The organism is Pandoraea commovens (genome assembly GCF_902459615.1).
GTDB lineage: Bacteria > Pseudomonadota > Gammaproteobacteria > Burkholderiales > Burkholderiaceae > Pandoraea > Pandoraea commovens.
Window position 1 is genome coordinate 252,395 of record NZ_CABPSA010000008.1, and the last position, 15,022, is coordinate 267,416.

The following is a 15,022-nucleotide window of genomic DNA, read 5'->3' on the forward strand; positions in this document are numbered from 1 at the left end:
ACTTTCTTGCATATTAGTCGCCCGAGAGGTGACTGTCCATCCATGACAACGAGCACGACGAATTCCACGGCGCCGGGCTGGCGCGATTTGTTGAGTGGCAACAACGGCTGGCGGTCGCTGGCGCTCGCGGGCGGGGTCGCGTTGCATGCGACCAACGTGTATGTGGCGACGACGGTGTTGCCGTCCATCGTCAAAGAAATCGGCGGACTGGATCTGTATTCGTGGAACACGACGCTGTTCGTCGTGGCGTCGATCCTCGGCTCGGTCTTCGCGGCCCAGATGCTCTCCACGCTCGGGCCTCGCGTCGCCTATATCGCGGCGCTCGTCGGCTTCAGTGCGGGCACGATCGTGTGCGCAGCTGCGCCGAGCATGCCGTGGATGCTGGCGGGACGCACACTGCAAGGTTTCGGCGGCGGCATTCTGCTTGCATTGAGCTACGCCTTGATCCGCATTGTTTTCGCGCCGCCGTTGTGGTCGCGGGCGATGGGGTTGGTCTCGGGGATGTGGGGCGTCGCAACGCTTTGCGGTCCGGCCGTCGGCGGCGTCTTCGCGCAGTTCGGTCACTGGCGCTGGGCCTTCTGGTCCTTGCTGCCCATTGTGGTGGGACTGGGGCTCATCATCCGCGCGCAGGTCCCGGCCGGACGTGCCGTGAAGGCCGCAGACGGGACCTCGCAAAGCCACGGTGACAACGACGGCGCGCACGCCGTGCCGTGGTTCAAGGTCGTGCTGCTGTGTGCGTCGGCGGTGGCGATTTCGCTCGGCGCGGTCGTGAATTCGCACGTCGTGGCTGCCGGGTGGATGGTGTTCGGCCTCGCGCTCGCGTGGTGGCTAGCTCAGCGAGAGCGCAGCGCGCGCCATGCGTTGCCGCGACTGATGCCCACGGGCGCGTACTCGTTGCGCACGCGTCTGGGCGGACTCTACGCCACGATGAGCCTGCTCGGTCTGGCCATGACGAGCGAGATCTACATCCCCTATTTCCTTCAGACGATTCACGCACAGACGCCGTTCGCTGCGGGCTATCTTGCTGCGCTGATGGCGGCAGGCTGGTCGGTCGGTTCGATGACGAGCGCCAGTCGCCAGGGCGACGCCGCCGAGCGGCGCGTTCGCCTCGGCCCCGTCATCGTCGCCCTGGGGATGTTCGCGCTCGCGTGGTTGCTGCCGCAGGCATCGCTCTTTGACAGCGCCGCAGGGATCACCACGCTCTGCATCGCGTTGTTCGGGGTGGGGATCGGTGTCGGCATCGGCTGGCCGCATTTGCTCACGCGGGTGATGACGGCGGCGCGTCCGGGCGAAGCGGGGCTGGCGTCGGCCTCGATCACCACGGTGCAGTTGTATTCGATGGCGCTCGGCTCTGCGCTCGCGGGACTCGTCGCGAACTCCGCGGGTCTTGCCGACGGCGGACTGCCCGAAATCCAGCGCGCCTCGATCTGGTTGTTTGCGGTATTCGCCCTCGCACCGGCGGGCGCTGCCGTCATCATCCGGCGCGGCAGGACAGCCGCATCCGTTAGCGGACAGAACGGACAAAACGAACAAAACCAACGAGAAGGGCAGGAGGCATCATGATCGATCGAATCACTGCCATGCGCACCTTCGTACGCGTGGCCGAAGTCGGCAGCTTCACGAAGGCGGCGGCGTCGCTCGATATTCCGCGCGCGACGGCAACGACACAGGTGCAGCATCTCGAACGCTGGTTCGGCGTGGCGCTTTTCACGCGCTCCACCCGGCGAGTGGCGCTCACGATGGAAGGTGCGGCGTATTACGAGCGATGCTCGTCGATTCTCGCGGACGTCGAAGAAGTCGAGTCGGGACTGTTCGGCGCGCAGGCGCAGTTGCGCGGACGCCTCGCCGTCGTGCTGCCGCCAGTCATCGCCCGTGAGGTGGTCATGCCGTCGCTCGCTGAGTTTCAGGCGCGTTATCCGGGGCTGGAGATTGCGCTCGACGCGACGCCAGCACACGGGGACTGGCGGGGTGACGGGGTGGATTGCGGCGTTGTGTTGGGGGAGTTGCCGGACTCGCGGCTGGTCGCGCGACATCTGGGCGACCTGCCGCGCGTGACGTGCGCAAGCCGTCGCTATCTCGACCTGCACGGCACGCCGGAGGATCTCGACGGACTGGCGACGCACACGTCGGTCAAATGGCTGTCTGCACCGGCGGAGTCGTTGGCTTCGCTTGCCGCGCCATCGCCGGGATCGTCGGGATCTTCCGGCGAGGGCGGGCAGGGCTTCATGTTGCCGACGCGCTGTGGCGATCTCACGTTGACGGTCGGCGGCAAGGCGACGTGCGTGCGCACGCGCGGACAGTTGCACGTCGGCGACGAAGCGGCCTATCTCGCGGCAGGGCTGGAAGGGTTGGGACTGATTCAGCCGACGCTGCTGGCGGCCGCACCGTATCTGGCGTCGGGGCGGCTGGTGCCGGTGCTGCCGAAGTGTCCGCCACCTGCGTTGCGGCTGTCGGCGGCGTATCCGGCGCAAAAACGCGTGTCGCCGCGTGTGCGCGCGTTCGTTGATTGGCTGGCGTTGATCTGCGAGCCGTTAGGTCATGCGCACACGGCTGCCAGCGACGTGACAGGAGATGCCGGAACGGTCGGCCCGAAGGCCGACGCGAAAGGTTATGTACCTCTGCCGGTCTTGCCCGAGGGGGCACCGTCCAGCACGCGACGCTCGTTGACGCTGCCCGCGTAGTGATTGCGCTTCTCTTCGTACATCAGCAGATCGGCGCGCTGGATCGCGGCTTCGAGCCGTTCGCCAGCTTCGCACGTCGCCATCCCCATCGAGAACGATAGCGGCGTGCCAGGGTAGAACGAGTTGTTCAGTTCCACGAGCTGACGAATGCTCTCGATCATGGCGGCACCGCCTGTCGCGTCGGTCGACGGCAGCAGCAGCGCGAATTCATCGCCACCGATGCGGGCTGCGATCTGAGGTGCTGCGACCGCCTTACCTAGCACTTCGCCCGCGCGACGCAGCAGCGCGTCGCCAGCGGCGTGACCCAACTGATCGTTCACCGCCTTCAGGCCGTTCAGGTCGGCGACCACCACCGTCACCGGATACGGGCCCTTGCGTTCGAGCCGATTGAGTTCGTCCACATAGAACGAGCGGTTGCGCAGCTTGGTGAGCACGTCGTGCTTGCCGAGGAATTCCAGATACGACTCAGCCTTCTTGCGCGCGGTGATGTCGGTGAGCGCAACGAGCACGAGATCCCAGCGCGATTCGTGACCGGGCAGCACGGCGAATTGCAGATGGACGTTGATCTCGTTGCCGTCGAGCGCGTAGTTCACGACTTCGCGCTGCTGAAAGAGCTTGTTCTCCCACAGGTCGATCAACTGCTCGCGGAAGTTGTGACGCATGTCGTCGCGGAACACGTCGGGCAGACGGCCGAGCAGGGTAGCCTTGTCGGGCGCGACGAACATCGCCAGCGTATGACGGTTCACGTCGAGCACATCGATTTCCTGCATGCAGCGCTCGACGAACTCCGGGTGCACGTCGGTGAACGTGCGGAAGTCGGTGATGCCGCGTGCGCGTGCGTCGTCGAGGAGTAATTTGATCGCGCTGAAATCTTCGACCCACAGCGAGACCGGCGAATACTCGAACAGTCCCCGGGCGTATTGCTCGCCCATGGTGACGCGCTCGCGGGCGTGCTCCAGTTCGGTCACGTTCTCCAGCGAGATCAGCACGCGGTCGAGCGTGGCTTCATGACCGGGCAGGACAGCGCCGTTCAGCAATACATCCAGGCGACGGCCATCGAGCGTGTAGTTGACCGTCTTGCTCGTGAATTGGGTGTCGCCGTCCCACAACTGGCAAAGCTCTTCGATGTGCGTCTTGAGCATGTCGTCGCGGAACACACGCGACAGGTTGGCGACGAGTTCATCGAGCGTGGGCGCGTTGAACATCGTCAGGGTCCGACGATTGACCTTGATGACGCGAATGCGTTGGGAGCACTGCGAGACGTGCGCCGGATCGGCTTTGAAGTGTGCGCGCAGATCGACCACGCCCTGTGCACGCCATTCGTCGAACAATCGCTTCACACCGCTGAAGTCTTCGAGCCACAGAGAGACGGGTGCGAGGTCGAACATCAGGGCGTCGTCGGTGACGCTGGCCGCCGCGTTGGTCACAGCTGTCCCGGCGGTGGCGGATGTCGCGTTAGGCGAATTAGCTGAGGGTAAGGCGGGCATGGCGTCCGGCATTTGGCACCTGATCTGTTATGTCTGTTTTAGCCCGCCATTTTACGTTCAAACGATTTGCAAGCTGTCCTGACTTCGTGCGATTTCGCGTTGCGTCGAATTACAGCAGCGGCGCACCGGTATCGCGTTTGACTTCGCGCAGGGAAAGCATCGACTCGATGGACGACACGCCGGGCAGGGCGCGCAACACATCGCGGGTGAAACTGCCGTAATCGTCGAGGTCGGTGGCGACCACGCCGAGCAGATAGTCGGCGCTGCCGGAGATGTTGTGGCACGAGACGATACGGTCGATGGCCTGCACTTCCCGCTCGAACTGTTCGGACAGGGCACGATCGTGCACCGCGAAGCGCACGTGGACGAAAGCGGTCACGCCGAGGCCCAGCGCGCGGTGCGAGAGTTCGGCGCGGTAGCCGGTGATGTAGCCCTCGGCTTCGAGACGCTTGAGGCGTCGTGCGCACGGCGTTTCCGAAAGCGATACACGCTCGGCAAGGCGGGCGTTGGAAATGCGGCCATCGCGTTGGACGATGGCGAGAATCGCCCGATCGATCGCGTCGAGTTCGTTCATTGTGGGTATCCCGCTACAAAATCTGCTGCAAAGATGGCATTCCACCACGATATGGAAGGAGGGGAAAGTGTTTCCCTCGTCCGTTTGGCTTAAGCCGATTGGTAGGGGGATAAAAGCGAGGTTGGTGTTTTTTGTCGATGATGAACAAATGGTGGAGCAATGCACCAATAAATGAAGTTGTAGTGGGTGGAAAACGCCATATATCGCTCATGAAATGGCGAGATCATGGAGCTCATTTTCGTCCGCTTTCATTCATTGGGGAAAAGCATGGTCTCGCCGCAGTTGCTCACCGTATTCATTGGCGCGCTGGTTGTCGTCTACGCGCTGCCCGGCCCCGACATGGCGGTGGTGATGCAAACGAGCATGACGCGCGGCACGCGACACGGACTGGCCACGGCCGCCGGTCTCGCGCTGGCGCGTGCCGCTCACGTGACGCTCTCGGCCTGTGGCGTGGCGGCGCTGCTGCGCGCAGCGCCCTGGCTGTTCGAGACGGTGCGCATTGTTGGCGCTATCTACCTGGCATGGGTGGCTATTCAGATCTGGCGCTCGCCAGCTTTCGGGGTGCAGGCCGTGGCCGCCGCAGACGATGCCGCGCCGCCGCTCTCCCATGCGTTTCGCCGTGGCGTGCTGTCGAGCGTGCTCAACCCGAAGGCGCTGCTGTTCTGTTCGGTACTCCTGCCGCAGTTCGTCCGCCCCGAAGCAGGCCCGGTGTGGACGCAAGTGCTCCAACTCGGCGTGTTGCTGCTGATCGTCGGGGCGATGTTCGACGTCGCACTCTCGTTCGGTGCGGCGCGCATCGCGAACTGGCTGCGCACCCGGCCGTTTGCGCAAAAAGTACAACGCTGGTCGTTCGGGGCGGCGCTCATGGCATTCGCCGTACGTCTGTCGCTCGACTGAAAAGCCGGGCACAATACATCTCCCCTACATCACCTTCCAGCGACTGCACCAAATGAGTGCATTTCGCTGCGACACCGCAAATTGGGGTGCGACACAACGTCGCACCCATTGAATTCCCAGAACCTTCCCGCATTGCTGCATTGCACAGCGTTTACCGTCAAAAAGGTGCCGATCTGCTCGGAAATCGTCGCGCGCGTACGCGTGAGGGCCGCGCGACACATTGTCGCGCAGGCGGGTGTGCGATGTCCGGCCTAATTAAACTTCGGCATAATGCCGCACCGTGATGGAAGTAAAAGACAAGAAGTCGGACAGTGACTTGAGGTCTGCGGGCGGCAATCCGCCCCGGTTCACGTCTTTTCGATGACACAGTCGTCGTAGTTCGACCGGTGCAATACCGGCGAGACGACTGCTCCCGTCCCACCTAACCCTTGCCAACCTCCTGCGACCCTGCATCAGGCCGGTAAGCCCGTGTTGCGCCGTTCGCTGGCCAACTCAACCCTGTCGTGTGACATGAAGAAACACAGAAACCCGCGATTGTTTAGGCTGCTCGCCTTGTGCTCGCCGCTGCTTTTGGCAGGCTGCGACATGACGCTGCTCGACCCTAAGGGGCAGATCGGAATTGAGAACAAGAACCTGATCCTCACGGCCACCTGGCTGATGCTGATCGTGGTCATTCCGGTCATTCTGATGACGCTGTGGTTCGCGTGGAAGTACCGCGCAACCAACAAGACGGCACGCTATGAGCCGAATTGGTCGCACTCGACGGCCATTGAGGTCGTGGTCTGGCTCGTGCCGATCATCATCATTGCGATCCTCGCGCGCATCACCTGGGTCTCCACCCACGAACTCGATCCGTACAAGCCGCTGGAAAGCGACGTGAAGCCGATTACGGTCGAAGTGGTGGCGTTGAACTACAAGTGGCTGTTCATCTACCCGGAGCAGGGCATTGCGTCGATCAACGAACTGGCTGTTCCTGTCGATGTCCCGGTGAATTTCAAGATCACCTCGGAATCGATCATGAACTCGTTCTTCATTCCGCAATTGGGTAGCCAGGTCTACTCGATGGCCGGTATGGAAACGAAGCTGCACCTGATCGCCAACCACGTCGGCACGTACGACGGGATTTCGGCGAACTACAGCGGCGGCGGCTTCTCGGGCATGCGTTTCAAGACGCTGGCGATGACGGACGGCGACTTCCAGCAATGGGTCACGAAGGTGCGCGAGTCGAAGAAGGTGCTCGACCGCGACGCCTACGCCTCGCTGGTGCCGATGAGCGAGAACACGCCGGTCACGTACTACAGCTCGGTCGACGCAAAGATGTTCCAGTCGATCGTGCACGCCCCGATGGCATCGGGCATGGCTGCGCAGCATGAAGGCCATGAAAATCACGGTGCCATGGAAATGAAGGGCATGGACATGAAGATGGAAATGAAGGGCGCGGGCACCGACGCCGCAATGGCTCCGGCCGCTGCAGCCAACGTGCAAGGCCAGTCGATGACCATGGCCATGGACGCCGGCGCGCACGCGATGCACGCTGCCGGTCCGGCTGCGCACGCGCATAAGGAGTAATCAACAATGTCAGCACTGTTTGGCAAACTGACTCTCGAAGCCATCCCGTACCACGAGCCGATCATCGTCGGCGCGGTCGGCATGATGGTGCTGGGCGGGTTGGGCATTTTTGCCCTGCTCACCTACTTCGGTAAGTGGAAGTACCTTTGGAGCGAGTGGGTCACGTCCGTCGATCACAAGAAGATCGGCGTGATGTACGTGCTCGTCGCGCTCGTCATGCTGTTGCGCGGCTTTGCCGACGCCATGATGATGCGTACCCAGTTGGCGCTCGCGCACAACTCGCCCGGCATTCTCCCGCCGGATCACTACGACCAGATCTTCACCGCCCACGGCGTGATCATGATCTTCTTCGTGGCGATGCCTTTCATGACGGGTCTCGTGAACCTCGTGGTGCCGCTGCAAATCGGCGCGCGCGACGTGGCGTTCCCGTTCCTGAACACGCTGTCGTTCTGGCTGTTTGCCGCTGGCGCCGTGCTGGTGAACCTGTCGCTGGGCGTGGGTGAATTCGCACGTACGGGCTGGCTGGCTTACCCGCCGCTTTCGGGCATTCAGTACAGCCCGGGCGTGGGGGTGGATTACTACATCTGGGCCTTGCAGATTTCAGGTCTGGGGACGTTGCTCACGGGTGTGAACTTCGTCGTCACGATTCTGAAGATGCGCGCACCGGGCATGAACCTGATGAAGATGCCGATCTTCACGTGGACGTCCCTGTGCACGATGGTGCTGGTGTGCGCTGCGTTCCCGGTCCTCACCGTGACGCTGGGCCTGCTTTCGCTGGATCGCTACCTCGACTTCCATTTCTTCACGAATGAGTTGGGCGGCAATCCGATGATGTACATCAACCTGATCTGGATCTGGGGTCACCCTGAGGTGTACATCCTGATCTTGCCGGCGTTCGGTATCTTCTCGGAAATCATCTCGACGTTCTCGGGCAAGAAGCTGTTCGGCTACAAGTCGATGGTGTACGCCACGGCCGCGATCATGGTGCTGTCGTTCCTCGTGTGGGCGCACCACTTCTTCACGATGGGTTCGGGCGCAAGCGTGAACGCGTTCTTCGGTATCGCGACGATGATCATCTCGATCCCGACCGGCGTGAAGATCTTCAACTGGCTGTTCACGATGTACCGTGGTCGCGTGCAAATGACGACGCCGGTGCTGTGGACGCTGGGCTTCATCGTCACGTTCGTGATCGGTGGTATGACGGGCGTGCTGCTGGCTGTGCCGGGCGCTGACTTCGTGCTGCACAACTCGCTGTTCCTGATTGCTCACTTCCACAACGTGATCATCGGTGGCGTGCTGTTCGGTTACATCGCCGGTATGAACTACTGGTTCCCGAAGGCCTTTGGCTTCAAGCTCGACGAGCGTCTGGGCAAGGCAAGCTTCTGGTGCTGGCTGATCGGCTTCTACCTCGCATTCATGCCGCTGTACGTGCTCGGCCTGATGGGCATGACCCGTCGTCTGAACCACTACGACAATCCGGCATGGCAGCCGTGGCTGATCGCGGCCCTCATCGGTGCACTGTTCATCGCCGCAGGTATTGGCTTCCAGGTACTGCAACTTGTCGTGTCGATCAAGAACCGCAAGGCGCTGGCCGACACCACGGGTGACCCCTGGAATGGCCGTACGCTGGAGTGGATGACGTCGTCGCCGCCGCAGTTCTACAACTTTGCCGAAGAGCCGCGCGTGCATGACATCGACGAGCTGGCTTACCGCAAGGAACACGGCATCAAGAGCGATCTGAAGACGAGCTACGCCCCGATTCACATGCCGAAGAACACCGGCGCCGGTTTCATCATCAGTGCGTTCTCGCTGGTGTTCGGTTTCGCCGCCATCTGGCACATCTGGTGGCTGGCTATCGTTGGCTTCGTGGGCATGATCGTGACGTTCATCTGCCGCAGCAACAACGATTCGATCGACTACTACGTGCAGTCGCCGGAAGTGGTGGCCATTGAATCGGCTCACCATCAGGCACTGGCCGCAGCAGCAAAGGCTTAATCATGACGAGCGAAGTTCTCAAACACACGGGCGCGCATGCCGATGCGCATGCGCACGACCACGCGCACCACGACACCGGCGGCAATACGATCTTCGGTTTCTGGGTGTACCTGATGACCGACTTGGTGCTGTTCGCCAGCTTGTTCGCCACCTTCGCGGTGCTGCGTGACTCGACGGCGGGCGGCCCCACGGGCAAGGAACTGTTCGACCTGAAGTTTGTGCTGGTCGAAACGTTCATCCTGCTGTTCTCGTCGATCACGTATGGCTTCGCCATGATCGGCCTGCACAACGGCAAGAAGGGCGCCACGATGGGCTGGCTGGCCATCACGTGGCTGCTGGGCGCAGGCTTTATCGCGATGGAACTCTATGAATTCCATCACCTGATCCTCGAAGGCGCAGGTCCGAACCGTAGCGGCTTCCTGTCGTCGTTCTTCGCACTGGTGGCAACCCACGGTCTGCACGTGGCCTCGGGCCTGCTGTGGATGGCCGTGCTGATGTTCCAGATCGCCAAGAAGGGCCTGACGTCGACCAACACGACGCGTCTGCAGTGCCTCTCGCTGTTCTGGCACTTCTTGGACGTGGTCTGGATCGGCGTGTTCACGGTCGTGTACCTGATGGGAGCGATGTAATGAGCAATAGCAAATCGGTGCAATCGCACGGCCACGAAGCTGGCCACAACGCAGCCGGTGGTAGCCACGGTAGCGTGAAGTCGTACCTGATCGGCTTCGTGCTCGCCGTGATCCTGACGGTCATTCCGTTCAAGCTGGTGATGGACGGCACGATGCCCCCCTCGACGGTGCTCCCGCTGATTCTCGGCGCAGCGCTGATCCAGATCATCGTCCACCTGATCTACTTCCTGCACATGGACCGCTCGTCGGAACAACGCTGGAATGTGATGGCGTTCCTGTTCACTGTGCTGATCGTCGCCATCGTGCTCGTCGGCTCGCTGTGGATCATGCACAACGCCAACTCGCTGATGATGCCGGGGATGTAAGTCCCGGAACTTGCCGGTAGTCTTCGGTAAGTGCTAAAGGCGGCTTCGGGTTATACCGAGCCGCCTTTTTCTATTTTTGGCTTCCGTAGTACGCAAAAAGGGCAATTCGACTAATCGAATTGCCCTTTTTGCCCACACGCTATCTGTCCGTCGACACCGCCCGCCATTCCTTCCCCTCCACCCTTGACCCACCCCCGAACCCGCGGCGCTTGCCGGTATCCTGACTCCGCTCCACCTGAAAGTCGCTCCGTCAGGACACCGACAATCACCGCTCATATTTCCTGTGCGGTTATCGCCGTCTATCCTCTCTACGCTCTCGAATTGGGACGCCTGCCCCTACACCGGGCATCGGCCTGCGTTGAAACACTGTGCTCTCGCTAGTACGTGCCGACAACTTCCCATCGTGCACTCGCGCCTGGCGTAAACGGAAAGGTGGCGGTTGGTAACGATAAGTGCGGTATCTCATGAAGGCCAAAATGAAGACTCCTTCACCGAAACAGGAGATTCACGATGGACCCGATAAAGCATGCTGATATTCCACCCACAATTCATCGCCAACCGCCGAGCAATGCGTCCGCCCCGATGGGCTCGACGCCTGCGTTTCACTCAGACCTGAGTGCCACCGTGCAGCGGAGCACTGCTGCTTCAGTATCGGCATATCAATCGCCTCCGCTCGACTCGGCATCCTTTGATATTACCTACAACATTTTGGGGGGAGGGCGAGGGTGGGCCAAAGATTGGTTCTCGCACTTGAACGCGACAAATGAATCCGACGCCCATACCGTAAGAAAGCTCGGAGAGTTGATCAACCGAGTTCAGAACTACGGGCAGTACTCGTCAGATGACGAATATACGTTGGGATCGGTATCGATTTGCCATGCTTTGACAGAGCTCACTTGTGAGAGTGGAATGATGCCAACGGATATCGGTGATGTGCCTTTCGACGGATTGATCGTTCCCGAACACAGGCGGTTAGCTGCATTGACGGCAATCCTCCGAGATCCAAACCATACACCCGAGTCCGCTAGCGATGTGGCACGCCTCGTTTTCAAGTGGAACTACGATCTCTGTGCCTTCCCGGTGCAAGACAGGGAATCGGCGAGGGCCCTACTGGCCGAGTTCAACAATTATCTCGGCTAAAGCAGCAGAATCTGCAGGAAGCCGGTTGAGGCGAGTGCTCGCCTCAACCGTAGACGCTCTCACCCATGCGGCGGCTTGTCGTCCGGCGGCGTATCCGAGGTCGGTGCGGCCAGAATCACCCCCGGTCGCACCGGCAGGTCCGGACGAATGCCCAGCAACGGCAACGCCTGCGACGCAATCTCGGCAAACGCCGGACCCGCTGCCTGACCACCAAAGTGCTGCGATGCCTTCGGCTCATCCACCGACACCGCGATCACCAAACGCGGTGCCGACAACGGCGCAATCCCGACAAACGACGCACGGTACTTCGAATGGTCGTAACCGTGCGCGCCCGCCTTGTATGCCGTCCCCGTCTTGCCGCCGATGCTGTATCCCGCGACCTGCGCCGTCGTTGCCGTCCCGCCCGTGTCCACCACAGCCGCCAGCATCTTGCGCATCTCGGACGCCGTATGCGCATCGATCACCCGCACACCCTCCGGCTGTACCGGCGTATCCGGCTTGATGATCGAAATGGGCACCATCACACCGTCGTTCGCAAAGATCGTGTACGCCCGCGCCAACTGAAACAGCGACGCTGAAATCCCGTAGCCGTATGCCATCGTCGCCTGCTCGATCCGTCGCCACGATTTGTACGGACGCAGTCGGCCCGACACAGCACCCGGGAACCCCAGCTTCGGCTGCTGGCCCAGACCAATCTCGGTGAACATGTCCCACATCTCTTCCGCCCGCAACATCGTCGACACCTTCGTCATACCAATGTTGCTCGACTTCTGAATGACGCCCGCCGCCGTCAGCGTGCCGTTCGCACTGTCGTCGCTGATCGTCGCCCCCTCGAACACATAACGGCCCGGGCCGGTGTCGATGAGCGTCGTCGGCGTCAGACGATGCAGATCCAACGCCAGCGCCATCGTGAACGGCTTGAGAATCGAACCCGGCTCGAAGACATCGGTGAACACGCGGTTGCGCAACTGCTCACCCGTCAGATGCGCGCGGTCGTTCGGGTTGTATGTCGGCAAATTGGCCAGTGCCAGCACCTGTCCCGTCTTGGCATCGATGACCACTGCCATCGCTGCCTTCGCGCCCGTACGATCCAGCGCATTCTTCAACGCCTCGTAAGCGATGTACTGCACGCGGGTGTCAAGCGTCAGACGAATGTCCTTGCCGTCACGCGGCGGACTGGAGTCGTCGAGATCCTGAATGGTTCGGCCGATGCGATCCTTGATCACGCGCCGCACGCCAGCCGCACCTTCGAGCAGTGGCTCCTCGCCCAGCTCCATGCCTTCCTGACCCTTGTCCTCGACATTGGTAAAGCCGACCACGTGCGCGGCCACTTCGCCCTCGGGGTAGAAACGCTTGTATTCGCTACTCTCGTAGACGCCAGGAATGCCCAGCGCTTCGACCTGCTTGCCGATCTCAGGCGACACCTGACGCTTTACATAGACGAACTTTTTCTCGCCGATGAGCTTGGTGCGCAGTTCTTTTGCGGGGATGTCGAGCAGCTTGCTGGCCTTCTGGATGTCGCTGTCGGAAAGGTCGTCCGGCACTTCAGTCGGGACGGCCCAGATGGTGCGCATCGGCAAACTGGTCGCGAGCACACGGCCGTCGCGATCTTCGATCTTGCCCCGCACACCCGGCATGACGATGGCGTGCTCGTAACGCTTTTCACCCTGCGCGATGTAGAAACTGTTGCCCGGCCCGGCAATCCAGAAGGCCCGGACGACCAACCCGATGAAGGCGATCGTGATGACGATGACGACGAATTTGGAGCGCCATAACGACATGCGCGATTGCAAAACAGGACTGGCGGCGAACGTGACGTCCTTGGGCTGGCGATTCTTTTGCATGGCGCTCGCGGGGCGAATGAGAGGCTGGTTACAGCAATTAGCAGCAATGAGCCCGTCAACCAACTATGGCTCAGATTCTAGGCGAGATAGCGTAGCATGCAAGCGACTGTTGCAATAGCGCAAAAGCCCCGTCAGACGGGGCTTTCAGGGTTATTTTGGAGGCTTTCGACACGACATTTTGCATGGGTGTCGGCAGGTGAAACCAGAGGCGAATTTTCGTTCGGTTTGGCGTGCCGGTCAGCGCGAGTGTTAAGGCGTTTATGAATGCCCTATTTCCCCGCGTCGAACCGCACGTCGCCGTACCACGCGTGCGCCGTCGCATGCGTGTTGTCGCTGTCGGTGAAAATGCCGTAACCCAGCAACTTGCCCGGCTTCTCCTTATAGATGCGCTCGTAATCGGCCGCGACGTTGCGTGAGAACGTCTGCCATTTGCCGAGCGACGCGTCGCCGCCCGCTACGACCATCATTTGCACCCTGTCGGTGTGCGGGTTCTGGATGACGCCGCCCACCGGTGCGTCGTTGGACCAAATGTACATGAGCGTGGCGTACGGCAAGTCTTCGCCGCCTGCCTTGGCCAGTGTCATGGTCGCGCGGTCCCCGAAAGACAGCGACGACTTGTCGCCGTCGAAGAAGAACACGAGCCGCGCCGGTGAATCCTCCTTGTCGCTCACCCGGTTATCCGCCCCAGGAATGGCCCTGTCGACCTTCCATCGCCATGCGACGACCGGCGTGGCGTTCAGATCGACGCCGTCACCCTTGGCCATGAGCGCCGACGCCGAATCGGTGGAGTTCGCTTCAATGACGCTGCGCTTGCCGTCGGCCACCACGGTATAGGTGGTGAGCTTCTTGCCGCTCACGACAGGCAGATTCTTCCAGCCCTCTGGTAGCGCACTACCCGGGCTGGCTTTCGAGAAAGGGACGGCTGCCGCGCCGCTACCGGAGGCTGCGTCGGCCGAAACGGCGTTGGGAACATAGGCCAGCACGGCGAGCCACGCGAGGGCCGCAGCCAACGCCACCCCTGTCACGCGACGGGGCGGCGGGTGGAGGGCTTGAGTGGAACGTGAGACGTGCGGCGAACGAAGCGTCGAGACAATGCGTTGCATGGCGAACGACTCCAACGTTGAAGGACGAACTCGGCAGAACGAACTCAGCGCTGCTGCATGGCGACGCGCAGGCCCAGGCCGATGAAGATGGTGCCGATGATCTTGCCCTGCCAGCGCAGCAGCCACGCGAAACGTCCCACGAACTTGCCCAGCGGACGCACCGACATCGCAATGGCCGCCGTATAAAGCGCGCTCATTGCAACGAACACCAGCCCCAACACGAGGAACTGACCGAAGGCGTTGCCCTCGCTCGCATGCACGAATTGCGGCATGAAGGCGAGGAAGAACAGGGCGGTCTTCGGATTGAGCACCTCGGTGGCCACCGCCTGACCGAACGCCCGTCCGGGCGAGACTTTCGGTGCGACGGGCAACTGCGGGTCTGACGGCCGCTCACGCAGCGCCTTGACGCCCAGATAGATCAGGTAGGCCGCGCCCACATATTTAACGACGTCGAACGCCAGCGCGGACGTCATCAACACCGCCGACAGTCCGACCGCCGCGCACAGGGTGTGCACCAGATCGCCGAGCGCAATGCCCATGCCGGTCATGACACCGGCGCGGCGTCCGCCTTGCACGGTGCGGGTGATGGTCAGCAAGACGGCCGGGCCGGGAATCAGAAAAAGCCCGAGGACAACGACAACGAACGTGGCAAGCGTGGCAAGGGTCGGCATGAAAAGCCTCCGGTGGGGTCGAGGGCGGTGCGGGCCGTGACGGCCGTGCAATGGCGACATCATCCCA

13 protein-coding genes are annotated in these 15,022 nt (G+C 61.7%); 8 read left to right on the forward strand and 5 right to left on the reverse strand.

Annotation, left to right across the window (positions count from 1 at the left end):
* The first annotated feature begins 42 nt into the window (after positions 1 to 42).
* Positions 43 to 1,563 carry an MFS transporter gene (locus tag PCO31010_RS21480; RefSeq protein ID WP_150666060.1) on the forward strand — a complete coding sequence of 507 codons (1,521 nt, stop codon included), beginning with the start codon at positions 43 to 45 and terminating at the stop codon, positions 1,561 to 1,563.
* Positions 1,560 to 2,681 carry a LysR family transcriptional regulator gene (locus PCO31010_RS21485; RefSeq protein WP_150666061.1) on the forward strand — a complete coding sequence of 374 codons (1,122 nt, stop codon included), beginning with the start codon at positions 1,560 to 1,562 and terminating at the stop codon, positions 2,679 to 2,681. The genes PCO31010_RS21480 and PCO31010_RS21485 overlap by 4 nt, the downstream gene beginning before the upstream one ends.
* Here PCO31010_RS21485 and PCO31010_RS21490 read toward each other — a convergent pair.
* Positions 2,609 to 4,069 (reverse strand): sensor domain-containing diguanylate cyclase, encoded by a 1,461-nt coding sequence (locus PCO31010_RS21490; RefSeq protein ID WP_150666132.1) that lies wholly within the window; start codon positions 4,067 to 4,069, stop codon positions 2,609 to 2,611. The two genes, PCO31010_RS21485 and PCO31010_RS21490, sit on opposite strands and share 73 nt — an antisense overlap.
* Before the next feature lie 208 nt (positions 4,070 to 4,277).
* The gene (locus tag PCO31010_RS21495) at positions 4,278 to 4,742 is read right to left on the reverse strand and encodes an Lrp/AsnC family transcriptional regulator (protein WP_039396907.1); all 465 of its coding nucleotides are present in this window, start codon (positions 4,740 to 4,742) and stop codon (positions 4,278 to 4,280) included.
* Positions 4,743 to 5,009: 267 nt separating this feature from the next.
* Between PCO31010_RS21495 and PCO31010_RS21500 the strand changes: the two genes are divergently transcribed.
* The 6 genes from PCO31010_RS21500 to PCO31010_RS21525 all read left to right on the forward strand — a co-directional run bounded on the left by PCO31010_RS21500 (position 5,010) and on the right by PCO31010_RS21525 (position 11,337).
* Positions 5,010 to 5,639, forward strand: coding sequence for a LysE family translocator (locus PCO31010_RS21500; protein WP_150666133.1), 630 nt, complete (start codon positions 5,010 to 5,012; stop codon positions 5,637 to 5,639).
* A gap of 510 nt (positions 5,640 to 6,149) precedes the next feature.
* A complete protein-coding gene (cyoA, locus tag PCO31010_RS21505; RefSeq protein ID WP_150666062.1) occupies positions 6,150 to 7,208 on the forward strand; it encodes a ubiquinol oxidase subunit II in 1,059 nt (352 codons plus the stop codon).
* A gap of 15 nt (positions 7,209 to 7,223) precedes the next feature.
* Positions 7,224 to 9,203: a cytochrome o ubiquinol oxidase subunit I gene (cyoB, locus tag PCO31010_RS21510; protein ID WP_150666134.1), complete on the forward strand. Its 1,980-nt coding sequence runs from the start codon at positions 7,224 to 7,226 to the stop codon at positions 9,201 to 9,203.
* A gap of 2 nt (positions 9,204 to 9,205) precedes the next feature.
* Entirely contained in the window at positions 9,206 to 9,832 is a 627-nt protein-coding gene (locus PCO31010_RS21515) for a cytochrome o ubiquinol oxidase subunit III (protein WP_150577092.1), read from the forward strand.
* Positions 9,832 to 10,197, forward strand: a complete 366-nt coding sequence (locus PCO31010_RS21520; protein ID WP_150577091.1) for a cytochrome o ubiquinol oxidase subunit IV — start codon at positions 9,832 to 9,834, stop codon at positions 10,195 to 10,197. The genes PCO31010_RS21515 and PCO31010_RS21520 overlap by 1 nt, the downstream gene beginning before the upstream one ends.
* A gap of 510 nt (positions 10,198 to 10,707) precedes the next feature.
* Positions 10,708 to 11,337, forward strand: a complete 630-nt coding sequence (locus tag PCO31010_RS21525; RefSeq protein ID WP_150666063.1) for a hypothetical protein — start codon at positions 10,708 to 10,710, stop codon at positions 11,335 to 11,337.
* A 59-nt stretch (positions 11,338 to 11,396) separates the two neighbouring features.
* On the opposite strand, the gene PCO31010_RS21530 is transcribed toward PCO31010_RS21525, so the two are convergent.
* The 3 genes from PCO31010_RS21530 to PCO31010_RS21540 all read right to left on the reverse strand — a co-directional run bounded on the left by PCO31010_RS21530 (position 11,397) and on the right by PCO31010_RS21540 (position 14,955).
* The gene (locus PCO31010_RS21530; protein WP_150666064.1) at positions 11,397 to 13,181 is read right to left on the reverse strand and encodes a peptidoglycan D,D-transpeptidase FtsI family protein; all 1,785 of its coding nucleotides are present in this window, start codon (positions 13,179 to 13,181) and stop codon (positions 11,397 to 11,399) included.
* A gap of 269 nt (positions 13,182 to 13,450) precedes the next feature.
* A complete protein-coding gene (locus tag PCO31010_RS21535) occupies positions 13,451 to 14,284 on the reverse strand; it encodes a DUF3047 domain-containing protein (RefSeq protein ID WP_150666065.1) in 834 nt (277 codons plus the stop codon).
* Positions 14,285 to 14,328: 44 nt separating this feature from the next.
* Positions 14,329 to 14,955, reverse strand: a complete 627-nt coding sequence (locus PCO31010_RS21540) for a LysE family translocator (RefSeq protein WP_150666066.1) — start codon at positions 14,953 to 14,955, stop codon at positions 14,329 to 14,331.
* Between the last annotated feature and the right edge of the window lie 67 nt (positions 14,956 to 15,022).